This window comes from Vibrio sp. R10-SG-ISO4, assembly GCF_059834135.1.
Map to the genome: position 1 here is coordinate 303,162 of NZ_JCBDHJ010000013.1, position 25,299 is coordinate 328,460.

At 50.1% G+C, this 25,299-nt stretch carries 28 protein-coding genes; 10 read left to right on the forward strand and 18 right to left on the reverse strand.

The genetic code is table 11. The features are described 5' to 3' along the window. Positions 1-75: 75 nt before the first annotated feature. Positions 76-2,469 (reverse strand): phosphoenolpyruvate synthase, encoded by a 2,394-nt coding sequence (gene ppsA, locus AC6R03_RS07915; RefSeq protein WP_500630880.1) that lies wholly within the window; start codon positions 2,467-2,469, stop codon positions 76-78. Between the two features lie 156 nt (positions 2,470-2,625). On the opposite strand from ppsA, the gene ppsR reads away from it, so the two are divergent. Continuing rightward, complete coding sequence (gene ppsR, locus AC6R03_RS07920; RefSeq protein ID WP_500630879.1) at positions 2,626-3,462, forward strand: posphoenolpyruvate synthetase regulatory kinase/phosphorylase PpsR; 837 nt, start codon at positions 2,626-2,628, stop codon at positions 3,460-3,462. A 3-nt stretch (positions 3,463-3,465) separates the two neighbouring features. Here the strand turns inward: ppsR and AC6R03_RS07925 are convergent, their stop codons facing one another. The 6 genes from AC6R03_RS07925 to AC6R03_RS07950 all read right to left on the reverse strand — a co-directional run bounded on the left by AC6R03_RS07925 (position 3,466) and on the right by AC6R03_RS07950 (position 8,317). Next, entirely contained in the window at positions 3,466-4,248 is a 783-nt protein-coding gene (locus AC6R03_RS07925; protein WP_500630878.1) for a heme ABC transporter ATP-binding protein, read from the reverse strand. Further along, entirely contained in the window at positions 4,248-5,285 is a 1,038-nt protein-coding gene (locus AC6R03_RS07930; RefSeq protein WP_500630877.1) for a FecCD family ABC transporter permease, read from the reverse strand. The genes AC6R03_RS07925 and AC6R03_RS07930 overlap by 1 nt, the downstream gene beginning before the upstream one ends. A 78-nt stretch (positions 5,286-5,363) precedes the next feature. Continuing rightward, positions 5,364-6,296 (reverse strand): heme/hemin ABC transporter substrate-binding protein, encoded by a 933-nt coding sequence (locus AC6R03_RS07935; RefSeq protein ID WP_500630876.1) that lies wholly within the window; start codon positions 6,294-6,296, stop codon positions 5,364-5,366. 19 nt (positions 6,297-6,315) lie between these two features. Beyond that, positions 6,316-6,729, reverse strand: a complete 414-nt coding sequence (locus AC6R03_RS07940) for an ExbD/TolR family protein (RefSeq protein WP_334553309.1) — start codon at positions 6,727-6,729, stop codon at positions 6,316-6,318. Then, positions 6,726-7,436 (reverse strand): MotA/TolQ/ExbB proton channel family protein, encoded by a 711-nt coding sequence (locus AC6R03_RS07945; RefSeq protein WP_500630875.1) that lies wholly within the window; start codon positions 7,434-7,436, stop codon positions 6,726-6,728. The genes AC6R03_RS07940 and AC6R03_RS07945 overlap by 4 nt, the downstream gene beginning before the upstream one ends. Next, positions 7,436-8,317, reverse strand: a complete 882-nt coding sequence (locus tag AC6R03_RS07950; protein WP_500630874.1) for an energy transducer TonB — start codon at positions 8,315-8,317, stop codon at positions 7,436-7,438. The genes AC6R03_RS07945 and AC6R03_RS07950 overlap by 1 nt, the downstream gene beginning before the upstream one ends. A gap of 166 nt (positions 8,318-8,483) precedes the next feature. Here AC6R03_RS07950 and AC6R03_RS07955 point away from each other — a divergent pair, with 166 nt between their 5' ends. From AC6R03_RS07955 to hutZ, 3 genes are all read left to right on the forward strand, one after another. Further along, positions 8,484-8,684 (forward strand): hypothetical protein, encoded by a 201-nt coding sequence (locus AC6R03_RS07955; protein WP_500630873.1) that lies wholly within the window; start codon positions 8,484-8,486, stop codon positions 8,682-8,684. Next, complete coding sequence (gene hutX, locus AC6R03_RS07960) at positions 8,684-9,214, forward strand: heme utilization cystosolic carrier protein HutX (protein ID WP_500630872.1); 531 nt, start codon at positions 8,684-8,686, stop codon at positions 9,212-9,214. The genes AC6R03_RS07955 and hutX overlap by 1 nt, the downstream gene beginning before the upstream one ends. Before the next feature lie 61 nt (positions 9,215-9,275). Further along, positions 9,276-9,806: a heme utilization protein HutZ gene (gene hutZ, locus AC6R03_RS07965; RefSeq protein WP_487902734.1), complete on the forward strand. Its 531-nt coding sequence runs from the start codon at positions 9,276-9,278 to the stop codon at positions 9,804-9,806. A gap of 141 nt (positions 9,807-9,947) precedes the next feature. Here the strand turns inward: hutZ and AC6R03_RS07970 are convergent, their stop codons facing one another. Beyond that, on the reverse strand, positions 9,948-11,363 hold the full coding sequence (locus AC6R03_RS07970; RefSeq protein WP_500630871.1) for an aminotransferase-like domain-containing protein: 1,416 nt from the start codon (positions 11,361-11,363) through the stop codon (positions 9,948-9,950). Between the two features lie 99 nt (positions 11,364-11,462). Here AC6R03_RS07970 and AC6R03_RS07975 point away from each other — a divergent pair, with 99 nt between their 5' ends. Next, complete coding sequence (locus AC6R03_RS07975; protein ID WP_500630870.1) at positions 11,463-12,356, forward strand: DMT family transporter; 894 nt, start codon at positions 11,463-11,465, stop codon at positions 12,354-12,356. 168 nt (positions 12,357-12,524) lie between these two features. On the opposite strand, the gene AC6R03_RS07980 is transcribed toward AC6R03_RS07975, so the two are convergent. After that, a complete protein-coding gene (locus tag AC6R03_RS07980; RefSeq protein ID WP_500630869.1) occupies positions 12,525-13,073 on the reverse strand; it encodes an MSHA operon transcriptional regulator in 549 nt (182 codons plus the stop codon). Positions 13,074-13,397: 324 nt separating this feature from the next. Beyond that, positions 13,398-14,225: an NAD(+) synthase gene (gene nadE / locus AC6R03_RS07985; RefSeq protein ID WP_500630868.1), complete on the reverse strand. Its 828-nt coding sequence runs from the start codon at positions 14,223-14,225 to the stop codon at positions 13,398-13,400. Positions 14,226-14,361: 136 nt separating this feature from the next. Between nadE and AC6R03_RS07990 the strand changes: the two genes are divergently transcribed. Together AC6R03_RS07990 and AC6R03_RS07995 are read left to right on the forward strand one after the other, a co-directional pair. Next, entirely contained in the window at positions 14,362-14,874 is a 513-nt protein-coding gene (locus AC6R03_RS07990; RefSeq protein ID WP_500630867.1) for a nicotinate-nicotinamide nucleotide adenylyltransferase, read from the forward strand. Between the two features lie 32 nt (positions 14,875-14,906). Further along, positions 14,907-15,410, forward strand: a complete 504-nt coding sequence (locus tag AC6R03_RS07995; RefSeq protein ID WP_500630866.1) for a hypothetical protein — start codon at positions 14,907-14,909, stop codon at positions 15,408-15,410. 132 nt (positions 15,411-15,542) lie between these two features. On the opposite strand, the gene AC6R03_RS08000 is transcribed toward AC6R03_RS07995, so the two are convergent. Next, positions 15,543-16,463, reverse strand: a complete 921-nt coding sequence (locus AC6R03_RS08000) for a LysR family transcriptional regulator (protein WP_500630865.1) — start codon at positions 16,461-16,463, stop codon at positions 15,543-15,545. A 143-nt stretch (positions 16,464-16,606) separates the two neighbouring features. On the opposite strand from AC6R03_RS08000, the gene AC6R03_RS08005 reads away from it, so the two are divergent. Then, positions 16,607-16,957, forward strand: coding sequence for a hypothetical protein (locus AC6R03_RS08005; RefSeq protein WP_487903671.1), 351 nt, complete (start codon positions 16,607-16,609; stop codon positions 16,955-16,957). Positions 16,958-17,129: 172 nt separating this feature from the next. Beyond that, positions 17,130-17,264, forward strand: a complete 135-nt coding sequence (locus tag AC6R03_RS08010) for a hypothetical protein (protein ID WP_500625496.1) — start codon at positions 17,130-17,132, stop codon at positions 17,262-17,264. A gap of 105 nt (positions 17,265-17,369) precedes the next feature. Here the strand turns inward: AC6R03_RS08010 and AC6R03_RS08015 are convergent, their stop codons facing one another. The 6 genes from AC6R03_RS08015 to AC6R03_RS08040 form a co-directional block, all read right to left on the reverse strand. Beyond that, positions 17,370-17,990: a glutaredoxin domain-containing protein gene (locus AC6R03_RS08015; RefSeq protein ID WP_500630864.1), complete on the reverse strand. Its 621-nt coding sequence runs from the start codon at positions 17,988-17,990 to the stop codon at positions 17,370-17,372. Between the two features lie 76 nt (positions 17,991-18,066). Further along, on the reverse strand, positions 18,067-19,419 hold the full coding sequence (locus tag AC6R03_RS08020; protein ID WP_500630863.1) for an MATE family efflux transporter: 1,353 nt from the start codon (positions 19,417-19,419) through the stop codon (positions 18,067-18,069). 35 nt (positions 19,420-19,454) lie between these two features. Beyond that, positions 19,455-21,392 carry a monovalent cation:proton antiporter-2 (CPA2) family protein gene (locus AC6R03_RS08025; protein WP_500630862.1) on the reverse strand — a complete coding sequence of 646 codons (1,938 nt, stop codon included), beginning with the start codon at positions 21,390-21,392 and terminating at the stop codon, positions 19,455-19,457. After that, on the reverse strand, positions 21,389-22,000 hold the full coding sequence (locus AC6R03_RS08030; RefSeq protein ID WP_500630861.1) for an NAD(P)H-dependent oxidoreductase: 612 nt from the start codon (positions 21,998-22,000) through the stop codon (positions 21,389-21,391). The genes AC6R03_RS08025 and AC6R03_RS08030 overlap by 4 nt, the downstream gene beginning before the upstream one ends. 180 nt (positions 22,001-22,180) lie before the next feature. Continuing rightward, positions 22,181-22,720, reverse strand: coding sequence for a YaeQ family protein (locus AC6R03_RS08035; protein ID WP_500630860.1), 540 nt, complete (start codon positions 22,718-22,720; stop codon positions 22,181-22,183). Between the two features lie 62 nt (positions 22,721-22,782). Continuing rightward, complete coding sequence (locus tag AC6R03_RS08040; protein ID WP_038204438.1) at positions 22,783-22,992, reverse strand: cold-shock protein; 210 nt, start codon at positions 22,990-22,992, stop codon at positions 22,783-22,785. A gap of 401 nt (positions 22,993-23,393) precedes the next feature. Here AC6R03_RS08040 and AC6R03_RS08045 point away from each other — a divergent pair, with 401 nt between their 5' ends. Next, positions 23,394-23,597 carry an alternative ribosome-rescue factor A gene (locus tag AC6R03_RS08045; RefSeq protein WP_334568195.1) on the forward strand — a complete coding sequence of 68 codons (204 nt, stop codon included), beginning with the start codon at positions 23,394-23,396 and terminating at the stop codon, positions 23,595-23,597. A 50-nt stretch (positions 23,598-23,647) separates the two neighbouring features. Here AC6R03_RS08045 and AC6R03_RS08050 read toward each other — a convergent pair whose 3' ends face one another. After that, positions 23,648-24,811: a threonine/serine exporter family protein gene (locus AC6R03_RS08050; protein WP_500630859.1), complete on the reverse strand. Its 1,164-nt coding sequence runs from the start codon at positions 24,809-24,811 to the stop codon at positions 23,648-23,650. Positions 24,812-25,299: the final 488 nt, after the last annotated feature.

The window sequence follows — 25,299 nt, forward strand, 5'->3', positions numbered from 1 at the left end:
TCGGTATCATAACAAAAAGCACCGCCTTTGAAGGCGGCGCGAGAGGGGCTAGCTAAGTTGACTACGCAGCCTGGGCTACTGGTTTGGTTTAACCGTCCCCAGTTTTAGCCAAGTATCGATCACCGTGTCAGGATTAAGAGAGACGGAGCTGATCCCTTGCTGCATTAGCCACTCGGCAAGGTCATCATGATCTGATGGCCCTTGACCACAGATCCCCACGTACTTGCCCGCTTTGGTAGCCGCGTCGATGGCCATTTTCAGCATGGCTTTGACCGCCGGATTTCGCTCATCAAACAGATGTGCGACATCGCCAGAATCACGGTCTAACCCGAGGGTTAACTGCGTCATGTCGTTAGAGCCAATCGAGAAACCATCAAAGTATTTTAAAAACTCGTCAGCGAGCACTGCGTTTGACGGCAGTTCGCACATCATGATCACTTTCAGCCCTTGATCGCCGCGTCGTAAATCGAACTTGGCGAGAAGATCGATCACCGAAGCAGCTTCGCTTGGTGTGCGAACAAAGGGGATCATGATCTCAACGTTCTTTAATCCCATCTCGTTGCGTACGCGCTTGATGGCTAAGGTTTCCAGCTCAAAACAGTCTTCGAATACAGGAGATATATAGCGCGAGGCGCCACGGAAACCGAGCATGGGGTTCTCTTCATGAGGCTCATAACTTTGGCCGCCGATGAGGTTGCTGTACTCGTTCGACTTAAAATCCGACATGCGCACAATGACGCGTTTGGGCCAAAACGCTGCCGCTATGGTGGCAATCCCTTCGGTCAGTTTGCTGACGTAAAAGTCGATAGGGTCGTGATAGCCGCGGATACGTTGGCGGATCTGAGTTTTGAGCGCGTCGCTTTGCTGGTCAAAATTGAGCAATGCTTTCGGGTGGATGCCAATCATTTTATTGATGATGAACTCCAATCGCGCAAGACCAACGCCCTCATTGGGGATTTGGGCAAAGTCGAAAGCGCGATCTGGGTTACCGACGTTCATCATCACTTTGGTTGGCAAAAGAGGGAGCTCATCGACCGAAGAGCGTTTGATCTCAAACGTCAGCTCGCCTTCATAGACATAACCTGATTCGCCTTCTGCGCACGAGACGGTGACCGCCTGGCCACTGCAAAGGCGCTCCGTGGCGTCGCCGCAGCCAACGATGGCAGGAATGCCAAGCTCTCTCGCAATGATGGCCGCATGGCAAGTTCGCCCACCACGGTTGGTGACGATGGCTGAGGCTTTTTTCATCACCGGCTCCCAATCGGGGTCGGTCATGTCGGTAACCAGCACGTCGCCTTCTTGGACTAAGCTCATTTCATCCAGTGAGTCGACAAGACGCACAGGACCTTGGCCGATACGTTGCCCAATCGCGCGTCCTTCGACCAGCACGTTTGCTTTGTCGTTAAGCTCATAGCGCTCAATGACGTTTTGTTCATTCTGAGAGCAGACTGTTTCTGGCCTCGCTTGGACGATATAGAGTTTGCCATCAATGCCGTCTTTGGCCCATTCAATGTCCATCGGGCGTTGATAATGACGCTCGATGATCATCGCTTGTTGGGCAAGCTGTTTGATTTCTTCATCGGTCAGAGAAAACTGTTCCCGTTCCTTCTCATTGGTATCGACAATCTCGACTTGTTTGCCAATCGTGGTGTCATTGGCGTAGATCATCTTGATCAGTTTTGAGCCAAAGGTTTTCTTCACAATCGGTTGGTGACCGGCTTCGAGAAGCGGTTTATGGACGTAGAATTCGTCTGGGTTTACCGCCCCTTGAACCACCATTTCTCCCAACCCCCACGCCGAGGTGATGAACACCACTTGGTCAAAGCCCGATTCGGTATCTAAGGTAAACATGACGCCGGAGGCCGCTTTGTCGGACCGCACCATGCGCTGGATCCCTGCAGACAGGGCGATGCCGCGGTGATCAAAGCCTTGGTGCACACGATAAGAGATCGCGCGGTCATTAAAGAGCGAGGCATAGACGTGCTTGGTCGCTTCGAGTACGCCTTCTACACCGGTGACATTGAGGAAGGTCTCTTGTTGTCCGGCAAAGGAGGCGTCGGGAAGATCTTCGGCAGTGGCAGAAGAGCGCACTGCGACGGAAAGCTCGGGGTTACCGTCGACCAATTGCAGATAATGCTCACGTATATCGGCTTCGAGGTCGGCGGGGAATGGGGCATCAAGCACCCATTGTCGTATGGTGGCGCCGGTTTGGCGTAGGGCTTCAACATCGTCGACGTTCAGGTCATCGAGCAGTTGGTGAATTCGGTCATCTAGGCCTTCAAAGTCGAGGAAGCGGTTAAACGCATAAGAGGTGGTGGCAAAGCCGTTGGGGACGCTCACGCCCGCATTGGCTAGGTTGGACACCATCTCTCCGAGGGACGCATTTTTACCGCCGACTTTGTCGACATCATCCATGGATAGACCATTAAACCAGAGGGTGTTCTTTTGCATGTCTTTCTCCAGAAACATTGCAGCTTGTAGGGACTTAAAGCAAACGATTACGTATCAACTTAAAAAAGGCGAACCAATTTAAAAAGCTGTGGGGGACGTAATAGTCAGCAGGGTTTTATTATCGATATTATGAATGTCATCCTACTCAACATTATTTTAGCTATTCAACAAACCATGCAAACTGATAGTCAAAGTCGTGATGTATTCTATGTTTCTGATGGCACGGCACTCACGTGCGAGACATTAGGGCATGTCGTTTTGGGGCAGTTCTCTTTTTACGCGAATGAAAAGACCTTTCCGTTCGTGGAAAGTGAAGAGAAATTGGCGGCGCTAGTTAAAGAGATTGACGCCTCGTATCGTACCCACGGAGTCAAGCCGCTGGTGTTTTTCTCTATGGTGATTGGTGAACTAAGGGCCAAGCTATTGCAGGCTCCGGCGCATTGCTACGACGTATTGGAAAGCTTGGTGCAAAAAGTCCAAGACGATATTCAGATGGAGGCCAAACCCAAGTTGCAACGTTCGCGTAGTGTCAGTAAAGATTCACATCGCTATTTTGACCGCATTGCCGCCATTGAATACACCCTTGCACATGATGATGGCATTACTCTCAGAGGCTTGGATGAGGCGGACATCATTTTATTGGGCGTGTCGCGCAGCGGTAAAACACCGACCAGTCTCTACATGGCGATGCAGTTTGGTTTGCGGGTCGTGAACTACCCGTTTATCGAGCAAGATATTCAGCGTTTGAGGTTGTTGCCGGAGTTTGAAGTGGTGCGGCACAAATTGTTCGGCCTCACTATCGATTCTGAGCGCCTAACGCAGATTCGCCAGAACCGACTGGCTGACAGCGATTACGCAAGTAGTCAGCAGTGCCAACAAGAGCTTGAACATGTTGAAGCACTGTTTCGCCGTGAGGCCATTCCCTACATCAATACCACCTCGTTATCCGTGGAAGAAATTTGCGCGCGTGTATTGGAGCGCGCCGGCTTAAGACGGCGCCTGCTCTCTTAAGATTTACGCAGCGGGCATTACCATGGGGAAGTCCAACGAGGGATGGCGATTGACTAATGCTTGGTAGCCGTACACCTGCTCGATGAGACTTGGAGTTAACGCTTGCCAAGGTTTGGCGTCACAAGCAATTTTTCCCTGATGCAGAATCACAAGTCGATCGGCGTATTGCGCCGCGAGGTTGAGGTCGTGCAACACGACGACGACGGCGGTATGGTGTTCATCGGCTAATTGGCGTGCAATTCGCAGTGTGTTGTGCTGATGGGCCAGATCCAGTGCGGAGGTCGGTTCGTCGAGCATGAGGATTTTTTTCTCAGCGGACTGATCGAGTTGGACTAACACTCGCGCGAGATGCACGCGCTGTTTCTCTCCGCCAGACAGGGAGGGGTACAAGCGTTCACTCAGGTGGCTGACATCGGTGAGCGACATGTACTTAGCCGCTACCGCTTGGGTCTGTTTGTGCGCCAAGTTGAGCGGTATTGCCCCAAGCTCCACCACTTCATGGGCAAGAAACGGAAAACTCAGGGTACTGTGCTGAGGAAGCATGCCTAAGTGTCTGGCCAGTTCATCATTTGGCCATTGGTTTGCTGCGCGGCCAAAATAGCGAATATCGTGACGTGAAGGGATCTCCCGACACAACAATTTCAGCAAGGTACTTTTCCCCGCGCCGTTTGGCCCGAGCAGCGCAGTCACTTCTCCGGCGTGAATATCAAGGTCGATGTTATCCAATACACAGCGCTGACCAAAGTGCATCGACAGACCTTGAGCGGAGATGGATGGAGCGTCCATTACAAAATCTTCCCTTTTTGTTGAAACAGCAGATAGATGAAAAACGGTGCGCCAATGATCGCCGTGACGATGCCTACAGGCAGTTCAGCTGGGGCGACCGCAACACGAGAAAACATATCGGCAAAGGTGAGCAGCAGTGCGCCCATCAGTGCAGAAATGGGCAGCAGGCTGCGGTGGTCTGGTCCGGTCAACATGCGTCCTAAATGGGGAATCACTAAGCCAATAAAGCCGATCATCCCTGAGACGCTCACCGTGACCCCAACGCCAATGGCGGTCAGTAGAATCAACTGACGTTTGAGACGCTGAACGGCGATGCCAAGATGCGCCGCCTCCGCTTCGCCAAGCAAGAGAGCATTGAGCGCCATCGCCCGTCGATAAAAGCAAGCGCCAAGAATCAGCAAGGTGACGCTACAAAGCGCAAGGCTTGTGAGGTTTGCGCCCGCCAGTGAGCCCATCGACCAGAGCGACAGATCGCGCAACATTTGATCGTCCGCGATGAAATTCATATAGCCAATGCCTGCCCCAGAGAGGGCACTGATCGCTACCCCTGCTAGCAGCATGATGGTGACAGACGTCCCGAGCTTACTGGTGCCCAATTTGTAGACCAGGACCGTGGTTAACGCGCCGCCCAAAAAAGCAAACATGGGCAGTGCGGCGATATTCATCAAGGTTGGGTATTCGGCGAACACATCGGCAAACATCACAATGGCGATCGCTGCCCCTAAGGAGGCCCCAGCAGAGACACCAATGATCCCCGGCTCGGCCAGTGGGTTGCGAAACAGCCCCTGCATCACCGTGCCGCACAGGGCTAAAATCGCGCCGACTAACATACACAGTAGGGTACGCGGAAAGCGAATTTCATGGATCACCAAATGCACGTGCGGTGCCAGTTGCTCCGATTTAAGCAACAAGCTCTGTACACTCTCGATAAATCCAATATTCATTGGCCCAACGGTGATTGAGCTGATCGCTGTGATAAGCAGCAAGACAGCAAAAAGACCGAGCGTAATGGGTAGCGGGATTCTTTTCAAAATCATAGGTTTAATATCATAGCGTTAAAGTCACAATCCAGTCTTGTATGTTGCCAGTCTGAGGCTTGTCGCTTGAGTGGCGGGTTATAGCAGCAACGCGCTGATGCGCTCCGCTTCAGCCAAACTTTTCAGCCCCAATCCACCGACTAAAGCATGACCATCAATTTGGATGAAGGCTTTGTTTTGACCCGCAGGTGTGGCGGCGAGCATCGGTAACTTTTTTAATATCTCATCCGCACCGCCCAAGCTTTGGTAGCTGCGGCCACTGACGAGGATAATGTCGGGTTGCATCTCGACCATCGCCTCACTCGACAGCGGTTTGTAGGAAGAAAGTGTCGAAGCTGCAGGGTTAATGCCGCCCGCAAGTTCAATAATCGCGTTAGGCGTGGTGTCGGCACCGGCGACGTTGGCGGGGCGACCTTCATGTATCAACAAAAACAGCACTTTTTTCGGCGTCGCGATCTGCTGACGGCGCTGCTCTAAATTGGCCAGTTGACGCTCGACATTCTGCTTGAGTTGCGCAGCATGCTCGCTAGAATCCGTCAGCGCGGCAATCTCATCAATGCGCTCAAGTAGACCTTCGGCAGTCGGTTTGGTGTTGACAATATCCACCGCGACGCCCGCTGATTTAAGCTGAGCGAGCGCAGAAGCGGGGCCCATTTCATCGGAGCCAATGAGTCGATTCGGGCCTAAAGCCAATAGCCCCTCTGATGACAGTTGGCGATGATAGCCAATTTTGGGTAGTGTGAGTCCCTCTGGCAGCTCACTGGTGACATCCACCGCAACGAGACTTTGCTGCTGGTCTAGCGCAATCAATAGCTCAGTAACGGCGCTGCCGGCGCTTATGATGCGCTCACTTGCCATCGCATGGTGAGAGAAGGCGGTGAGCGAGAGCGCACACAGTGACACCGCCGCAGTGAGGCGGCCGATCGTGCGTCCCCATCTTGCTTTTGAGAAAGTTCGTGTAGCACGCGCTGTCTGGCTAGGGTGCTGAGATAGTGTGGTACGTTGAGTCATAAACAAGGTTTGCCTTAAATTAATTGGGCTGCTCAGTCAGCAGCTGCGTGGCTTGAATGCCGTTTTCTTGTAAGTAGGCCAGCAGTTTGACCAAATGCTGAACGTCGGCGGTTTTCTCTGCGCCGATAACGATCGGTTGCGGGTTCGATTGGTGTTGCTCGAGCAAAGCGAGCGTAAAGTTGTGCCAATCGAGATAGGTTTGGCCGTCTATCGCCCAATGCGGCGCCGCATCGAGAATGTTGATGGTCAGAGAGCGCTTATCCACCGTAGACACCTGATTCGAGTCTGTGGTGGGCAGATCCACTTCCAATGAATCAAGTTTTACCGCCGCGGTCAGCATCAAAAACACCATCACGATGAAGATGATGTCGAGCAGTGGTGTGAGATCCGGTGTCAGCCCAAATCGTGATTCATTTTGGGGTAACTTGATCATGCGTTCACTCGCTTTTCTCGGATGGGGTGAACATGCTCATCAGAGTTTTTGGTCACGGTCATCGGTGGTGTATTGGCTTGCACGCTGACCCCTTCCAACCATAAATTGACGTAATTTAATGTGTGCTCGAGCTTGGCGGTAACGCGGTCAGCCCACAATCCCAGCAACTGCGCGCCAGCGATGGCGGGCAGCGCGATCAAAAGCCCTGCAGCGGTGGTACGCATGGCGAGGCCAAGGCCGTCAGCCAGATCATTGGGCGTGATGTTACCCGAAGAGGCCGCCACGCCTTTAAACATCTCAATCAGCCCAAGCACGGTGCCGAGCAATCCGATCAACGGGCTGATGACGCCAATCAAGGTCAATAGGCGCAACCCAGAATTGAGCTGGTGGCGTTTTTCTTGTAACCACATCCCGGCCACATCTTCTCGAAGTGACTTCGCAAAGGAGTGGTGGGCTAAGACCATGGCCACACCCTTGAAAAGTAGCGGGCGACGTGGTGACCAACGTTTCGCAAGTTGCTCAATGGCTTGATTGTCCGTCGGGCTCAGTTGGTTGAGTTCTCTTGATACGGCGCGCTTGCCAACACCGGTGCTAACCAGAACTTGGAACAAGCGTTCGAGGATGATCATGACCGTCAGTGCAGAGCAGAAAATCAAGGGCCAAGCCATAAGGCCCAGTTGTTGCTGTATTTGTTCAATGTGTTCCATTATCGATCCAACTTAAAACGAACGGGAATATGCACGCGGTGGGCCATGGAGTGCCCATTCACAGTGTGAGGAGAAAACTGCCACTGCTTAATCGCATCCAACGCGGATTTATCGAGCAAGGTGGCTCCGGATGAGCTGATAAGCACCTGTTTGACTTGATTTCCTTCATCGTCGAGCCAAATTTCATACAAAGCGACGCCTTCCAAGCCCCGTTTTCTCGCCAGTCTTGGGTAGTGAGGCGCGGTTGGGCGACTCAAGAAAGAGGGCTTCTCGACCAAGATGGGCTGCGCGCTGGCGCCTTGATTGGCTTTTTGTGGGACCTTTGCGGTGTCCGTTGGGGCAGGCTCAGCCGGTGTTGCTTCTGTTGGCTTGGCGTTGGCAGGCGCTGCCTGAGTATTGGCCACCTTGGCAGTTTCTTTCGGCTTAGGCGCCGCCTTTTTTGGGGGCGTTTTCGCCACGACTGGTTTCGTCGTTTCTTGTTTGGCGACCACCTTTTTGATTGGGTCTTTGCTGACCGGCTTTTTCACTATTGTTTTTTCTGGTCTAACCGCAGCTTTGTCTGGCCTCACTACAGCTGTGTCCGGTTTCACAATAGCTGTGTCTGTCTTCACCGCAGGTTTATCTGGCGTGGACATCGGTGTCGGGATCGGCTCGGCAATAGCTGCCGCTTCGATCGGTGCAGGTTCCGGTTTCACGGGCAGGTCGGCCTCTGGCGAGACACTAGGCGCTGGAACTGCCGCTGCTTTAAAGTTAATTGAGACACTTTGAGACTGCGTTCCCGCGGGCATCGCAAATACTTTCGCTTCATGAGCGACGAGTAATATGGCCCCGTGAACCGCTAGTGAGAGCGTTCCTGCGATAGTGTAGCGTTTGACATTCACGGTGAATTCTCTTGTCCGACATCAACAAATTGCCAAGATTATTACTTACAATGCAAATAAGATCAATTATCAATTGCATTATCATTAACGCGGAATTATGATCTTGTCCAGTTTTTAAGATTTTGGCGCGAAGCAAGAGCTGACAAGCGCTAAGCGAGTAAATAGCATGTTGGATATCCATCAATTTGATGAATCAGTGCTCGGTAAAGAAACCTCTGATCCGTTGCATTTTGCCTTCGCGGATAAAACCTCAAGACTTGGCACAAGCGGCGATCAAGGTTCTACAATTTTATTATCAACCCGCCTCAATGAGCCCTCATCATGTCGGTTCAATCGCTTAGAAATGGAACGTTTATGGATTCAGTAATGACAAAGACCCAACAGCCAGACACGCTTGCTCAGCAAGTCGCAGCGCTATTAGACAGCGACCCAGCATTATTGCCTGCTGCCATCGCAGAGCAGTTAGGAGTCAGTGAGTATGACGTGGTGGCCGCTTTGCCGACGGAGATGGTGACCTTGATCTCGGGCGACCATGCGCAAGCTATGCTGGAAGCGTTGGTTGACTTTGGGCCAGTGACGACAATAGTCCACTCATTTGGCTCTATTTTTGAAGTCAAAGCGCCGTTTCCAAAAGGGAAAGTGGCCCGCGGCTACTACAACCTAATGGGACGCGAAGGTCAGATGCATGGGCATCTCAAACTCGACAACGTACGTGCGATTGCCTTAGTCAGTAAGCCTTTTATGGGACGTGAGAGCCACTATTTTGGTTTCTTTAGTCAAGAGGGCAACAACATCTTCAAGATCTACTTGGGGCGCAATGAAAAACGTGAACTCATTGCGAGTCAGGTTGAACAGTTTCACCAGTGGCATGCGCATTATAAAGGTTTATCAAAGTAACCGCGCACCGCCAGGACTTAACAACAATCATAAAATTGAGAAAGACAATCAGGAGCTCAACATGGAACAACAGGTCAAGCAGGAACGCTTGCAAGGTCGCTTAGGTCCAGAAATCAAAGAATTTCGTCAAGCGCGTAAGACATTGCAGTTGGCGACAGTCGACGAACATGGCAAACCCAATGTCAGTTACGCGCCGTTTGTACAAAATCAAGAGGGATACTTTGTGCTGATTTCTGAGATTGCCCGTCACGCGCGCAATTTGCAGGCGAACCCGACGGTGTCCATCATGTTGATTGAAGATGAAGACAGCTCCAAGCAACTCTTTGCTCGCAAGCGCTTAACCTTTGATGCCACTGCACACGTTGTGGAGCGAGAAAGCGAGCAATGGCGACAAGTGATCGCGCAGATGCAAGAGCGCTTTGGTGAGATCATTGATGGCTTGAGTCAGTTGCAAGACTTTGTGCTGTTTAATCTCAAAGCAGAGCAGGGCTTGTTCGTTAAGGGATTTGGTCAGGCGTATCAAGTATCTGGTGACGATCTGGTGGATTTTGTCCACCTGCAAGAAGGGCATCGCAAAGCCTCTAACGCGTAATATAGTCAGGTGCTTAAAGTCATCATCTGCTTAAAGCCATTATCCGCTTAAAGAAAGCTGCTGCCTAAATCAATCAGCGAAAAAGACAAAAGGGAGCCTGTGAGGGTAATCACAGGCTCCCTTTTACTTGTCTAACAAGACTCAGTGAGAGGATTGAGCGATGAGGCTTGCCAAATCCTCAATACCTTGCTGCCAATCCGCGGTGGTGGTTAAGTTGGCGCAGCTAAAGCGCATCGAGTGTTGGAATTGCGTGCCGGTGGCAAAGAGTGAGCCGGGGAGAAGGCTTATTCCACGTGGCTTCGCGTGTTGATAGATGGTTTGACTGTCGCAGTGGTCGGGCAAGGTTAGCCAGACTAAAAAAGAGCCTTGCGGTTGGTGTAGTGAATAGCGACCTGAAAGGGTGGGATAGCGCTGCAAGGCGAGATCCAACTGGGTGATAAACAGTTTAGTGTTGTGCTGATAGAGCCGGCGCATTTTCTGCACGTGCGAGCGGTATTTACCGGTGGTGAGAAACTCTGCCACGGCAGACTGCATCAGGTTAAGGCTGCCCATGTTATCGCTCATCAGGTAACGCTCAATCTGCGCTTGGTATTGACCCGCCATAATCCAGCCGATCCGCAACCGCGAATCGAGCATCTTCGAGAGCGAATTGACATAGATGACCCGGTTGTCCTTATCGAGTGTTTTCAGTGGCGTGATGCTTTGGTCGTAGGCCAATGCGCCAAACACATCATCTTCAATGATGGGCACCGCGCCTGACACCTCTAGTAATCGAATACGGGCCGCGAGTGGCATGCAGGCTCCCGTTGGGTTGGTAAAGTTGGGAGTGACTAAAATCGCCTTAATATCCCAGCGGTCAAGTGCTTGTTCAAGTGCGTTCGGATCTAAGCCATCTCGAGGACAACTCGGCACTTCTACCACTTTAAGGCCCAGCGATTCCATCAGTAGCAGATTGCCAAAGTAACAAGGCGATTCGACCGCGACGATGTCGCCTGGCTGTGTCAGTGCACGCAGGGCGAGGCTGATCGCTTGTTGGGCACCATGGGTGACAGACAAAGACTCACCGCGTGCATCCACCCCCAAATCATGACTTATTTTCGCCAGCTGCCGGATCAGCAAATCGTTCCCCGGTGGCAGTTGGTAATGGCTAGGAATGTGTGCTTGGCGTCGGCTGTGGCGGCCAATTTCGGCGTACAGGCTTTTGATCGCCGGTGTGTCGATAAAAGGGTGTGCAGACCCGGTTACGAGCCGTTCTTGGCTTGGGGTGTAGGTGAGAATCTCTTTGCAAGCGCTCAGTAAATCGACTTGCATGGGCCTTTGAGTGGGGGCCGGTGGTGTCGTTTTGGCGCTGACTCGGTAGCCCGATCTCTGCTGCGTATAAATCACGCCTTGCGCCTCGAGTTCTTGATAGGCACGAATGACGGTGTTTTTGCCCACGTCTAACTCCGTGCATAAAGTGCGGATAGAGGGCAATTTGTCATCACTGGCATATCGACCCTCCTCGATACCTTGGCGAATGAGCTGCTCTACTTGGCGATACTTGCTGCGACTGTCCATCTTTCTGTACCCATAAAACTAACCTGATCTGTGCCTTTAAAATCAACCTGTACCCACTACAGTAACGTTAAAACAGAATAAAAAGCGAGGAGAATGTGTATGTGGGCGCGATTGATCCCTTTTGTGTTTGTGGTGCTTTGGGCATCGGGGTTTGTTGGAGCAAGGTTTGGTCTTCAGTACGCCGAGCCAGCGACCTTGTTGTCACTGCGAATGATCGCCAACGTCGCGTTATTCCTGCTGTTGATTGTGCTACTTCGTCGTCGCTTGCCGAGAGGTAAAGCGTTACTTCATAGTGGCGTGGTAGGGCTGTTCATTCACGGCTTTTATCTCGGCGGTACGTACTTTGCGATCCATCTTGGTATGCCTGCGGGTCTTAGCTCTCTGTTGGTTGGTCTGCAACCCATTCTTACTGCGTTTTTGTTGGTGGTCTTTACTCAGCACTCGTTTAAACCCTCGCAGTGGTTAGGGCTGGTGATTGGGTTTGCGGGTATTAGCCTTGTGCTTATGGGTAAAATGGACTGGCAATCCGAGCAACACAAAACCTTAGCGGTTGCCGTCTGTTTGGTGTCGCTCATCGGCATTACATTGGGCACCCTGTACCAAAAGCGTTTCTGCCAAGGCGTGGATATGGTTGGAGGGGCCACCGTGCAGTATTTTGCCGCGGGACTGCTGTTTGTACCCGTCGCGCTGACCTTTGAAACCAATGTGATTGTTTGGTCTCCTGCCTTTATCATGACCTTGGTATGGATGGTGGTCGTGCTCTCTTGCATTGCGATTCTCTTGCTACTCTATATGGTGGAAAATGGCGTGGCGTCGAGTGTGGCGTCGGTGTTTTACCTGGTTCCGCCCGTCACCGCCTTCCAAGCGTGGTTGATGTTTGGTGAATCGTTCGATGCGATGGGCGTGATGGGCTTTGTTTTAGCCGCTTTGGCGGTATTCTTGGTCACCAAAGCACCAACTGTGCCGCGAATCAGAAAGTGGGCACGCGTCTAAAAACATCGCTAATTTGCAGCGCGGCATTGAACGGCTTAAATCGATGCCAGGTGAGCAAGGACAAAGCCGTTATCAAGAGATTTTAGCCAAATACGAGTGACGGACTGTGATGATAGCGGCCTCTAACGTCAGACTGATATCGTCAAGGCGGTGTAATCTCAGCGCCGTCTAGACGGTGTGCTTTTTCACGAAGTAGGGGTTAGCAAATTTCTTCGCTTGGCCGAGCTCTGACACCACCAATTTGTTCCACAGGGTTACGTCAAACTTCTCTTTTGGTATCGAGGGATAGAGTGTCTCTAGCTCTTCTAATGCGAAGCGCAAGAACTGTTTTTTCTTAATTTGATTGTATTTTTTCGCCACACGATTGTGCTTGGCGATGAACTCTTGTTTGAACGCGACCAGGGCTGGCGTCGCTTGCTCAAGCGGCACTCGAGAGAGGTAAATGCGTTTATACGACACCTTACGGTCCATCATGGTACGCATCGCGGTTTGAATATACTTACCATGCTCGGTGATGGAGATGTCCTGATTATCAAACAGGTTGACGCACCACCCCGCCGGGAAAAAATCAGGTTTACGGTACTGTTTATTACGCGCTTCAATAGCACGGTGAAGCACAATGTCTGATGTTCCGTTGAAGGTCTGCTGCCATTTGCCAATGCGAATTTGAATCGCCGTGGGTAAGCGATAAATATTGGTAAACTTATCTTGATCCATAAACAATCACACTTTTCTACAGTCAGCCACCTGGGCTGCAACATGCATGGTTTTTGGTTATTACGTCGCTCATTATCACCCAAGCCAACGCGACGTTAAGCGGCGCTTAATGGGTATATTAACGCGATAATGAAAGAAATTTGTTTGATCGGTCGCATTTTAGTGAAAACAGTGCCGAGGTGCTAGTCGTTTTATTGATACGACCAATAATAGCGAATAAAGCGGCTTAGGTGGACGTTGGGTAGGGGGAGGGCATAATTGGGTGATGGGTGGTGGGGCAGCGCGTGTGACGGGGCGTCAAACGCGCTGCATCTATCGATAAGATTAATCGTAGATGGTCGGGATAGGCTGACGTTTGTGCTGCGTGATGGTGTAGATGTGCACAAGACGCTGCGAGACTTCCTCTGATACCGGTTTCCCTTCTAGGAAATCATCGATCTGATCATAGGTGAGGTTCAACGCGTCTTCATCGGCTTTTTGTGGTGCCAGTTCTTCAAGATCCGCGGTTGGCGTCTTTTTCACTAATAGCTCTGGGGCGCCGAGGTGAGCTGCCACTTCACGAACTTGACGTTTGCTCAAACCAAATAGCGGTGCAAGGTCACAGGCGCCGTCGCCAAACTTGGTGTAAAAGCCAGTGATGTTTTCCGCTGAGTGATCGGTGCCGAGTACGAGCCCGCCCACATAGCCTGCGATCTCGTACTGCGCAACCATGCGCGCGCGCGCTTTCACGTTGCCTTTAACAAAATCCAATTTTGGTGCGTCAGTCGGTAGCAAGTCGGTGCCTTCAAGGGCGGTTTGTGTGGCGGCGTGAATACCATCCACACCCGCTTTAATATTGACGGAGACAGAATGTGTCGGCTCAATAAATTTCAATGCAATTTGGGCTTCATCTTCGTCTTTCTGTTCACCATAGGGCAATCGGACGGCAATGAACTGGTAACCGCCATCGGTTTCCTCATTGAGTTGGTTGACGGCTAGCTGAGCCAAGCGGCCACAAGTGGTGGAGTCCACCCCTCCACTGATCCCCAGTACCAAAGACTTGCAGCCTGCTTCTCGCAGTTTGCGTTTAATAAAATCGACTCGACGTGTCACTTCAAATTCAGGGTCAATTGAAGGTAAGACACGCATCTCATCGCGAATCAACTGTTCCATTGTGTTTCCTTCCTGCAAGCAATGTATTTTCAAATTTGCGGATATTCTTGATACCCTTAAAGCGTCTAGCCGATATCATACCAATTTGAACAGATTAGAAAACTGCTACGACCGTTTAGCAGCAGAAAGGAAGAAAATGAGCCATATTGCGGTGTTTGGAAGCGCGTTTAATCCACCCAGTTTAGGGCATAAAAGCATCATAGAGTCGTTGACTCATTTTGATAAGGTGCTGCTCGTGCCAAGTATTGCCCATGCATGGGGCAAAGTGATGCTCGATTATGCGCTGCGTTGTGAACTGGTGGATGCGTTTATTGATGATCTCTCGCTGCCTAATGTCGAGCGATCGCCAATCGAAGAAAGTTTGCTTAGCCAAGATGGTGGCGTTACGACGTTTGCTGTCCTGCAAGCGTTAGAGGCGCAATACCCTAATGCCCATTTAACTTTTGTCATAGGGCCAGACAACTTATTAAACTTTGCCAAGTTTTATAACGCCGAGGAGATCCTAACTCGTTGGTCTGTATTGAGTTGTCCAGAAAAGGTGGCGATTCGCAGCACGGACATAAGAAATGCCCTACAGGACAAGTCGCCTATTTCCCACCTGACAACAGAAAAAGTGAATCGCATATTGAGTAAAAAAGCGTATTATTGAGGGTGTATTTAGTGGTTACATAAGAGATATGAATGCGTTTTTCTCAATATATAGGGTTTTGTTTTGGTGCAATGGCATTCGCATCACAAGCATGCGATTTATACGATTATTCGTATGAAGAGAAAAACAAGCCGTCCAACTCTCTGATGTTTCACTCAGCCCAAGGCCTCTGCTTTTCGATGCTAGATGGCATCGAGTACACGGTTAAAGCGCTCGACGATCTTGAGTTCTATCTCGATGATGACAGTCGAGACTACGCCTCTTACTGGGATGATTGGGTATTGAAAAGTGCCAGCAACCCAATTTTGTCCCGCCACTTATCATCCAACTATTTTGGTATCGGCGTGTGGATGCCTTCTGAGCTCGAAGAGAAGATGGCCACGATGAGCATGGATGAGTGGTTACGCAATCATGGTGTGCAGTTCAGTGTCGGTTTTGGTGACAAAAAAGCCGGCGAGCCAAGAATGAGGCTCGACTACCGCTGGCATGATGACTACGAAGGCGATGTGATGATGACCATCGAAGTCCCTTTGTAATCTCGCCAATGATTGTGCGCCGTACCTTTGTTCAATCCCACTTCTGATTGTGTTTAGCCAAGCGATCGCCGCGAATGTGTGTGATCGTCAGCGGACTCTTGCGCTTTAACTATGGACAGGTTGCTCAATTGCTCAACTTCGCAGTGCGGGTGAGAACATCGTCTGCAGAGGGGCGCGCTCTTCAGAGAGTCTGGCCTTTAAATAATCGAGAAACAGTTGGGTCCGAGTGTGCTGATAATCGAGCTTTGGGTAGTACGCATACACCGTCGCTTCGTCGGCAGTGATGTCGGGCATGATCCGTTTTAACGTACCGGACTTGAGATCCTCTTTAATCATCACATCGTAAGTGAGCAAAATGCCCATGCCACTTTTGGCTGCATAAAACAGCGCCTCTGGATTGGTGGTGGCGAAATTGCCGGATAAACTCAAGCGCTGTCCTTGACTGAGCCTCACTTCACGCTGTGGGCGTTCTCCCCACATCAGAACATTATGATTGAGCAGATCGTCCGCTGAGGTAGGTTCACCATACTGCTCGATGTAGGACGGTGACGCATAGAAGGCGCCTTTGTGTTCAAACAAGGCGGAGGCTTTGAAACTCAGTGAGTTAAGCTGCTCGATTTCTCGGCTAATAAAAAGATCCAAACTCAATTCTGGCAGTTGGCCGGGGGTCGTCGTCAGCAACTGAATACGAATATCGGGATACATCTGCAAGAAATCATTGAGGTATTGGACAAGAAATTTCGACCCTATCGCCAAGGTCGCGCCAATTTTGAGTAGCCCAGCTGGGCTTTGATTGACCGAGCGCGTTTCATCGACGATCGATTGCCACTCATCCAATTGGACTTTAGCCCGCTGATAAAAAAGCGCGCCCGCTTCGGTTTGGGTGACTGAGCGCGTGGTGCGCTTTAACAGCTGGACACCGAGGCGCTCTTCAAGCCAGTGAATGCGCTTGCTGACCGCGGAGTTGGTGGTGTTGAGTTTACGCGCAGCGGCGCTAAAACTGCCTTCGTCTACGACACGAAGGTAACTGTGTACACTTTGAATCCAATCCATACTGGCTCATTGTTTCGCTTTAGGAAGTAATGAGACCACATCTTAATAGATTACGACGAAAACGCACGGGGTTTCGTCTGGAGTACCACTCAGCAAAGGATGTAGGTACAATGGCGCGGTTTGAATGCGATGAGAGATCGACAATGGAATACCAAGAGTTTGAAAGCTTAGTGAAAGCACTGTGCGAACAAGACAGTCTGCCACAAGCATTAGAGATGCTGAAAGCCAGTAGCGATGAAGAAGTGGCGCAGGCGGCCGAGGCACTGACGGGTCAGTTTGCTCTAGCGGAAGTCGATGGGGAATCGCGTATTTACCATGTGACTCTGCAAGAAAACGAGCAAGGCGAAGAGCAGGAATTCATTGAGCACGTGATGAACGAAGGGGATGAGGTGATTCGCTTTGTGGCTTGGTTCTTCGATACGCAGTTTGACGTTAAGCGTAAAGATACCTACCAAATGGCGGGTAAAACCTACCAACAACCCAAGCGCAGTTAACGACACGCAGCCATGAAGGTGACCGTTTGAGAGCAGCGTTATTTGCACCCAAATGATCTATCGCGCACTAAAATGAAACAAGTGTGCAATTAAATAAAATAAATGTGACATATCTCTTTCTTTTGTTGTTTTTGTGATTAAAATCACACTCATATTCTTTGAGGAGAAAATCATGAACAACGATCTAGCAGGTGCATACCTAGGCCAAATGATTGCAAAGCACGCCATGAACGAAATGTTTTACGGCAAGCCAAAAGCGAAAAAAGCGTCTTTCTTTAAGCGCGTACTGAACAAAATCGCTAAGTAATCTGGCACTGGTGAATCTAACGCCAAACGAACGAATAGATAATATTAAGCCCCATTTTCGATGGGGCTTAATTGTTTGTTCAAAACGTCAATCTGATAGCCAGTGCTAGCCGTTAGAGGACTGATTTTGCATAATGACGACATTGTCAGGCACCTTGCCTAATCCTTTGTTGACAAGCCACGCCTCTAAGTTGTCTGCCCCGCCAATGTAGTGACCATCCAGCCATATTTGTGGCACGGTAACGGGCGTTTTTTCACCGATGATCGCTTTTACTTCCGGGATCATTCGATACAAAGCCGCACTCTCTTTGACCACGTCGTGATAACGATATTCGATGCCAGCCTCATCGAGCAATGCCTTCGCTTTTACACAATAAGGGCATGTTGCTTTACCAAAGACGATATTACCGCTCAGTGTATCGTGCTCGGTCCATGCTTTTATGATCGACTGCACCAATACACCGCGGTTGAGGGCTTCCCCTTGACTGATCACTTTACCCTCGACCATCACAATTGGCGCATGCCACGCTCCGGCTTTGAGCGGCTCCCACCAATGAGAGAGCCAATCTTTCACCTCAAGTTCGACCGGCACATCGGCCAGTTCGTTGGCGAAGGTATCAGTGAGAATGTCTTTGGTCAGCGTGCACTCACCACAGGGAATGTTCACTTTGAATGGTCCCCAACTGCCCGCCCAGCGATAGAGTGTTACTTTGATTGGCGCTGCCATATGTCTCTCCTAGGTACGTCGTTTTTGTCTGCTTTGTATTAAGAACGGCGAAAGCCACCTTTCATTTCAACTTATTTTATTTGGCCGATTCAATCGAGCGTAACGTACGCTGATACAGTACCCAAGCGCAGGCACCCGCGAGGAGATTACCGATGCTCGCTCCCCAAAAGAGCCCTTGAATCCCGCCGAGATAAGCGCCGACCCACAAACAGGGTAGGAAGAAGGCAAACAGTCGCAAGGCAGAGATGGTTAACGCTGTGTAGGCTTTACCCAGAGCGTTGGAAATAGAGACCATCAACATGCACACCCCCAGCGGACCTAAGCTAAATGGTACCAGCATCAAGTGCATCGAGAGGATCGATTCGACTTGGTTCTCCCCCGTCATGAGATCGGCTAACAGACCAGAGCTAAGACCGGTCACCAGTGCAATCGCTAGCTGGAACAGCAAAATAAACTTAACCGCGATCGTGACGAGTTGGCGGATATCCTTAATATTGCCGGCGCCGAGTAAGCGACCGACCATCGGGGGCATAGACATCGTCAATGCCAGCACTGAGACGATGGCAAAAAATTCATAGCGCGACCCCAATGCCCATGCGGCCACGGCAGCGGTGCCGTAACCGGCAACAAGCTTGGTCGCAAGCATTGAAGATAGGGGGGGAAGGAGCTGACTGACCATCGCTGGGCCCATAATATTGCCAATAGAACGCACGCTGCTGAGCACGTTCAAGTCACTCCAATCAAAGCTCATCCACTCTTTACGTAGCACTTTAGGGGCGACGACCAGAATACCGCAGCCAAAAGCAACAATGGTGGCTATTGCGGCGCCGTTTATCCCAAGGTCGAGAGTAAAAATAAACACAGGATCAAGCGCTAAGTTTATTGCGCTGGTGACCATCATCATGGTGCCGGGTAGCAGAGTATTGCCGTTGGCGCGGCATATGCTGTAGAGAAAGTACAACACCGCGCCGACCCATGCGCTCGCCGCCCAAACGATCCAGTAGGTATCGATGATCGGTAAGACAGAGTCTGGTGCACTGAGTAGGCTCAGTATTGGCTTGCGCAGTAGATAAAGCACAACGGCGAAGGCCGCAACCCCTACGCTACCAATGGTAAGGACTAGCCCACCCAGTTGTTTGGCGTAGCGAGTGTCGTTGGCGCCCAGTGCTTTGGCGATGACTGCTGTCGTGGCGATACCTAAGCCAACTTGAATGCCAATAATGATCATTTGGATAGGCAAGGTAAATCCTTGCACCGCGAGTGGAAGCACACCGAGTTGGCCGATGAATGCACTGTCCACTAATTGAAAACTCATTAGCGAAAGGACGCCAAACAGCATAGGCCAAGTCATGGTGAACAGTTGCTGGCCTAATGAGGCTGTCTGTGAGCTTGTCTGTGTGTTAGTAGCGCTGTTGGATTTTCTCTTCATGGTCACTTCATTGCTGGTAAAACATGGCGACCGAGCTAGGCTCGATCTTGGGGATCGCTGTCATCAAGTTTGTCCGCGTATCCTTTGGGCGGTGGTGTCCAACCTCGTTCTCCGGGTTCATGTTGATCCTGTCTATCGGTGGACATCGACAATTTGATTTGCTGTTCTAACTCGATAAAGAGCTTGCGATAGTTGTTGTCAAAACGTTCGCCGTGGGAATCATCCTCCCAAGCGCGATAGAGCATATCCGATTTGCGCTCTTCCACTTCTTTGTAGGCGGTTTTATGTTGCTCGACATAAAACGGATGAAAGTCTAGGGCCCTCATGGCCTGCGCGCCCATCTCTAGGGCTGAGTGGTACGTCTCTAGCTCAATCACATCGGCCCCCGCTTGACGAAGACGATAGCCGTGTCCTCTATCGAACGCACGAGCAAGAATCTTGACATGAGGGTAGGTGTGTTTCACGTACTTAGTCAGCTCTACGCTGCTTTCGCGATTGTCCATGGCGAGTATGATCATCGCCGCCTCTTCAATGCCTGCGGTATGGAGTAAATCAGGACGAGTCGCATCACCAAAATAGGCTTTGGTCTCAATTTGCCTCATCATATCCACCTGATCCGCTTGGTGATCCAGTACAACGGTGTGTACGCCGTTAGCGACCAGTAGGCGATTGACCACTTGGCCAAATCGACCAATCCCAGCGATGATAACTGAGCCTTTTTCATCAATCACATCGGCGTCCTGATCGTTGGCCTTCGTCTGAAAACGCGGCAAGATAAACTTATCGTAAAAGATGAATAAGCCAGGGGTGAGGAACATCGATAGCGCGACGACTAAAGAGAGCCTCTGAGCGATATCAAACGGCAATACGTGATTTTGCATACTGAAACTGAGCAGCACAAAACCAAATTCCCCTGCCTGAGCCAAGCTGAGCGTGAACAACCAACGGTTGTTGTTTTTAATTCGAAACGCCCAAGCAAGGAGATAGAGGATGCCACCTTTCAGTGCCATCACGCCCAGTGTTAGGCCTATAATCAGGAAGAAATCGTTAAAGAGAATCGAGAAGTCGATGCCAGCGCCGACCGTGATAAAAAAGAGCCCCAGTAACAAGCCCTTAAAGGGGTCGATGTTGGATTCGAGCTCATGACGAAACTCACTGTTTGCCAGAACAACCCCCGCCAAAAAGGTGCCCAGTGCGGGGGACAGGCCAACTAAGCTCATCAATGCGGCGATACCCACAACTAACATTAGGGCCGTAGCGGTGAATATTTCTCTTAGGCCGGAGCTGGCTACAAAGCGAAGCAGTGGCCGACTCAGGTAGTGCCCGCCAATGACCAACCCTGCAATGGAGGCGACAATCACCATCGCATACGCCCAGCCTGGCAGATGCGCGACTAAGCTGAGCTCTTCATGGTGCTCGGCGGCATTAGCTGCCAGGTTTTGTGCTTGCTCGACCAACTCAGGTAATGCTAACAGTGGGATAAAGGCCAGCATAGGGATGACGGCGATATCTTGAAAGAGCAATACAGAGAAGGCGTTTTGGCCACCCTCTGTTTTGGATAGCCCTTTCTCGTTAAAGGTTTGCAGGACAATCGCTGTCGAAGAGAGGGCAAAAATCAGCCCTATCGCTAACGCTATCGTCCATGTGATCCCAAACCAAATCGCGATGTACATGGTGGCCAGTGTCGTGAGCGTGACTTGCAATCCGCCCAGCCCTAATAGACGATTTCGCATTGACCAGAGCATTTTAGGTTCAAGCTCTAAGCCAACTAAAAACAGCATCATCACCACACCAAACTCAGCGAAATGCTGGATTGTGGTGGTCTCTTCACCGACCAAACCGATAATGGGCCCGATCACCACTCCCGCAATCAAATAGCCCAGCACAGAACCGAGGCCAAATCGCTTGGCTAAGGGCACGGCAATCACAGCCGCGACTAAATAGATAAAGGCTTGGAGAAAATAGAGGGTCATGCATGGCCTCCTTGACTCAGATAGTCATTGAGTGTGGCGGCCTCTGCGGCGCTATTGACCTCCACACGGTCTGCGACCAGATCATTCAGGAGTTGGGTCCACTGTGATAAGTGAGCCTCAATCCGACCATCTTCCTTAGCGGTTCGAGCGCCAAAAAGAGCAAACGGTGGTAGGTAGGTCATGCCAGTGAGTGTCGCCATTTGTTCAATGGGATGCAGTAGCGCACGAATGGGGAAGTGATTGTAACCATCGGTTTGGTAGGCATCTTGTTTCCCTCCGGCCGATAAAGCGCAAAAAAACAGTTTACCGTGTAGCGCATTGGCATCTTGCCCGTAAGCAAAGCCGTACTCAAGTACCAAGTCTTGCCACTCTTTTAAAATAGCGGGCGTGGAATACCAATAAAGCGGAAACTGGAAAATCACCACGTCGTGTTCGCGCAAACGTTGCTGCTCTCTGTCTATGTTGATGTTGTAGGTCGGGTATTCCCAGTAGAGGTCGACCGCGGTGACACCTTGGCATTGCTTGGCTGCATCAAACAGTCGCTGATTGACTTCTGAACGCGCAGAAGAGGGATGTGCGTAAAGCACCAACACTTTCTTTTCAGGCATACACAATCTCGTGTTTTTTCAGGTAAGTACCCATTTTTACAATGGTGAGCGCCCATTGTGGCACAGGACCGAAAGGATAACTATGAGTGACCTACAAGTCACAGATATTAGCTTAGTGTATTTGAAGAGAATGTGTTGAAAAGGGCGACACAACAATGTGTGTGTCGCCCGAATAGAGGATCAGTGCTGATGCTGAAGTGTCGTGACTGCGACTTCAAATGAACCCTGTTCACAATCAATAAAGAGACTATCGCCGGTGATCATCACCGACAAATCCATCGTGCGAGCGACCACATCGGCAAGCGCTTCGACGGTGTCAGCGTCTAAACGGTAAATCGACGCAGGGTATTGATGGGCCTTGTTTTTACTTTGCTCCCACCATACATCAGATTTGCTATTGAACGAGTAGACGATCACTTGCTGAGCGATTCGCGTCGACTTTTTGATTCGGTCAAGAGAGGGCTCACCCACATCGACCCAAAGCAGTGTTTGATCGTCGAGTGATTTGACCCAAAGGTCTGGTTCTTCGGTGGTAGAGAGACCTTTAGTAAAGGCTAAATCCGGTTGCCATTGTAGGCAGTACGCTAAGACGCGGGCCATCATACGAGCGGTCGTTTCTGACGGGTGCTGGGCAAGCGTCAGTTGAGTGGCATCGTACAAGTCACGATTGGTATCAGACAAGTTGATGCGAAATTTATAAATAGTGGGTTTGAGTGCCATAATACTTCAATAAAAAAATAGCCAGCGAATGCTGGCTATCATAATTCTTTAGTACTTGAAAATTAAAGTACTTTGATGTTCTCAGCTTGTGGGCCTTTTTGACCTTGAGAAACAACGAACTCAACTTTTTGACCTTCAACTAGAGTACGGAAACCGTCGCCAGTGATTGCAGAGAAGTGAGCGAAAACGTCAGGACCGTTTTCTTGTTGGATGAAACCGAAACCTTTAGTTTCGTTGAACCATTTAACTGTACCAGTAACAGTGTTAGACATAATGTATATCCTTGATAAATCTTATAAAGCCATGACGGCACCTATAGCGTGGAAAAGGAGATTGCTATTGCGCACGACGTTAAGGCAGATATACAAGAAATCTAACGATAACGGCGAAAGTAAACAAGAACCGTTTTCTAGCTGCCTGACAGTCTAATGCTAAGTGCAACTAAGTCAATAAAAATCGGTGTAAATTATTTAGAAAAACAAATGTTTTCATTAGAATTTTGCGCTAGGTTTACTTTCGAAAATATTATCGTAGCTCGTATAACTAGTGTAACATTCGATTGCTTGGTTGAATGTGTGGCTAAGTGACTGGTGAAAACCTGCTATTGAGTGTTTTGTCAGTCAAATAAACCGTGTTATGAACCGAACAAATCAAAGAGAAAAAAGGAACAGTGATGAAAAAAAGTAAGGGCGATCTCACGCTTAGTGTGACGTTGGAACATGATATGGGCAGAGGGGTGGTGAAAGATAACGCCTTAAAAGCACTTGTGACGAGTTCGATGTATCGAACACAAGTCGAGAAAGCGAAGAAAGGCAAAGGCAGTTTCAGTCGTAAAATGAAACACAAAGGCAAAGAGCCCTACTCCATAGCTGCCTAAAGGTAACTATCGAATAGGGCTCTTAGTTTCAGAAGCTAGAGTGTTTGGCGTTAGCGTTCAATTTTTGGCGAATAGAGGGAGTACGCGGTAATCTGCCCTGCCACGATCGCTGAGAACATGAACAACGCAGAAAGCCCGATACTCGGAATGGGCAAAATCGATTGTTCAAAGACGGATTGGCCCGCACTGACTAACACGCGGCTACCCGGAACCAAAATGATGATGCCCTGCACAATGTAGATGCTACCCGTCAATTCCATCTTTTTCGCCAACCACGTGCCATATAAAGTGATCAGCACTGTCGTTACCCAAGTTCCGACGACCCAGCCGCTCTCAAAGCCTAAATAAAATGGCCCCCACATGCCGAGCATCGCCACCGGCAGCCCCAGCAAAATGTCCTTTGGTCTTGCGTTAAAGATAATGCCGAGTGAAATCGAAATCAGAAACAGGCCACTGACGTGCAACCAAAGCGGAACTTGATTGATGTAAGTGCTAGCGGCAGCTTGCCCCCATATGGCTTCACCAATGTTGAGCCCCATAACGATACCGACAAACAGCTTAATCAACGAGAGCGCACTTTGTCCGAGTAAGCTCGTGCCAGACACCAAATCATTGAAGGCGAGACACTCAAGGGAGTTGGCAATCGACAACCCCGGAACGAACAGCACGATGGAGGCAATACAAAGTGCCCAGACCGGTATCTGCGCCGATGTGCTGGCAAAATAGGCCACCAGAATGCCAGTCAATAACGCCGAGACAAACTCCACCGCGATCGCACGGCGAGCTTTACACACTTGCTGCGTCATCCACACCACAAAACCAAGTAGCACAGAGAGTAAAATCGCATCGATGGTACTGCCGACCAGCATCAAATAGGCCGGTGGAATCCCCATGTTCGCCAGAGCAATCACCCATTTCGGGTAACCGATAGGCTCTGGAACAGGTTCGGAGCTGGGTTGGTTAATACGAATGATGGTATTGGCCAATAAACTCAGATTGATCGACGCGAGAGGATGGCGGCGCATCACGACGGCGTTATTGTCATCCGGAAACTGATAGTTCACCGTGGTAGGCGTGGCTTGAACCATCACATCGACGCCGTGTTTACGGGCGTAAAACTTAGTGTATTTTTCTAGCTTATAAGGCGCACAGCCGCTGCGATGGAGCGTGTCTCCGATTTCGACGATTTTTTTGATTCGGTATTCTGAAGGCATGAGTGAATGACATCCGTTGGAATGCACAAAGTTGAGTGCGCGAAAGGTATCAGAGCGTGACTAGCGTGTAAATATCGAACAGCGCATTGTTATAGAGGTGGGGTAACCGATGTTTTAAAACTGATGACGCATGCGCTTATGCCAATCTATGGATCAAAAATGAAAACTAGGGTTTTGCTGTATATAAATGGCGCTACTTTTGCCTGTGTTGAAGTGATTTAGATCATAAAACAGCCACTATTTTTAGATGTAACGTTTGTTATCGACTTGTAATTTTTGTGCCGATTTATGTGTGTGAAGGCTGCAAGCCCAGGTAGTGTAATCACTCCAGTAAATCTATCTGTAACAATTATTTAACCATTGTTGATTCTGGTCGGATGAGCCTATTTTGGGTCAAAAAACGCGCTTGCATTTGGTGGGGGAAAGGCGAAAATATACGCAAAATGAGTTTGCGAAAATGAAAGGAAGCTTTTTTCTAGGTTTAAAAA

Coding starts and splice junctions, on each gene's coding strand:
- ppsA (WP_500630880.1), bottom strand. CDS start 2,469: ATGTTTCTGGAGAAAGACATGCAAAAGAACACCCTCTGGTTTAATGGT.
- ppsR (WP_500630879.1), top strand. CDS start 2,626: ATGCAAACTGATAGTCAAAGTCGTGATGTATTCTATGTTTCTGATGGC.
- AC6R03_RS07925 (WP_500630878.1), bottom strand. CDS start 4,248: ATGGACGCTCCATCCATCTCCGCTCAAGGTCTGTCGATGCACTTTGGT.
- AC6R03_RS07930 (WP_500630877.1), bottom strand. CDS start 5,285: ATGATTTTGAAAAGAATCCCGCTACCCATTACGCTCGGTCTTTTTGCT.
- AC6R03_RS07935 (WP_500630876.1), bottom strand. CDS start 6,296: ATGACTCAACGTACCACACTATCTCAGCACCCTAGCCAGACAGCGCGT.
- AC6R03_RS07940 (WP_334553309.1), bottom strand. CDS start 6,729: ATGATCAAGTTACCCCAAAATGAATCACGATTTGGGCTGACACCGGAT.
- AC6R03_RS07945 (WP_500630875.1), bottom strand. CDS start 7,436: ATGGAACACATTGAACAAATACAGCAACAACTGGGCCTTATGGCTTGG.
- AC6R03_RS07955 (WP_500630873.1), top strand. CDS start 8,484: ATGTTGGATATCCATCAATTTGATGAATCAGTGCTCGGTAAAGAAACC.
- hutX (WP_500630872.1), top strand. CDS start 8,684: ATGACAAAGACCCAACAGCCAGACACGCTTGCTCAGCAAGTCGCAGCG.
- hutZ (WP_487902734.1), top strand. CDS start 9,276: ATGGAACAACAGGTCAAGCAGGAACGCTTGCAAGGTCGCTTAGGTCCA.
- AC6R03_RS07970 (WP_500630871.1), bottom strand. CDS start 11,363: ATGGACAGTCGCAGCAAGTATCGCCAAGTAGAGCAGCTCATTCGCCAA.
- AC6R03_RS07975 (WP_500630870.1), top strand. CDS start 11,463: ATGTGGGCGCGATTGATCCCTTTTGTGTTTGTGGTGCTTTGGGCATCG.
- AC6R03_RS07980 (WP_500630869.1), bottom strand. CDS start 13,073: ATGGATCAAGATAAGTTTACCAATATTTATCGCTTACCCACGGCGATT.
- nadE (WP_500630868.1), bottom strand. CDS start 14,225: ATGGAACAGTTGATTCGCGATGAGATGCGTGTCTTACCTTCAATTGAC.
- AC6R03_RS07990 (WP_500630867.1), top strand. CDS start 14,362: ATGAGCCATATTGCGGTGTTTGGAAGCGCGTTTAATCCACCCAGTTTA.
- AC6R03_RS07995 (WP_500630866.1), top strand. CDS start 14,907: ATGCGTTTTTCTCAATATATAGGGTTTTGTTTTGGTGCAATGGCATTC.
- AC6R03_RS08000 (WP_500630865.1), bottom strand. CDS start 16,463: ATGGATTGGATTCAAAGTGTACACAGTTACCTTCGTGTCGTAGACGAA.
- AC6R03_RS08005 (WP_487903671.1), top strand. CDS start 16,607: ATGGAATACCAAGAGTTTGAAAGCTTAGTGAAAGCACTGTGCGAACAA.
- AC6R03_RS08010 (WP_500625496.1), top strand. CDS start 17,130: ATGAACAACGATCTAGCAGGTGCATACCTAGGCCAAATGATTGCAAAG.
- AC6R03_RS08015 (WP_500630864.1), bottom strand. CDS start 17,990: ATGGCAGCGCCAATCAAAGTAACACTCTATCGCTGGGCGGGCAGTTGG.
- AC6R03_RS08020 (WP_500630863.1), bottom strand. CDS start 19,419: ATGAAGAGAAAATCCAACAGCGCTACTAACACACAGACAAGCTCACAG.
- AC6R03_RS08025 (WP_500630862.1), bottom strand. CDS start 21,392: ATGACCCTCTATTTTCTCCAAGCCTTTATCTATTTAGTCGCGGCTGTG.
- AC6R03_RS08030 (WP_500630861.1), bottom strand. CDS start 22,000: ATGCCTGAAAAGAAAGTGTTGGTGCTTTACGCACATCCCTCTTCTGCG.
- AC6R03_RS08035 (WP_500630860.1), bottom strand. CDS start 22,720: ATGGCACTCAAACCCACTATTTATAAATTTCGCATCAACTTGTCTGAT.
- AC6R03_RS08040 (WP_038204438.1), bottom strand. CDS start 22,992: ATGTCTAACACTGTTACTGGTACAGTTAAATGGTTCAACGAAACTAAA.
- AC6R03_RS08045 (WP_334568195.1), top strand. CDS start 23,394: ATGAAAAAAAGTAAGGGCGATCTCACGCTTAGTGTGACGTTGGAACAT.
- AC6R03_RS08050 (WP_500630859.1), bottom strand. CDS start 24,811: ATGCCTTCAGAATACCGAATCAAAAAAATCGTCGAAATCGGAGACACG.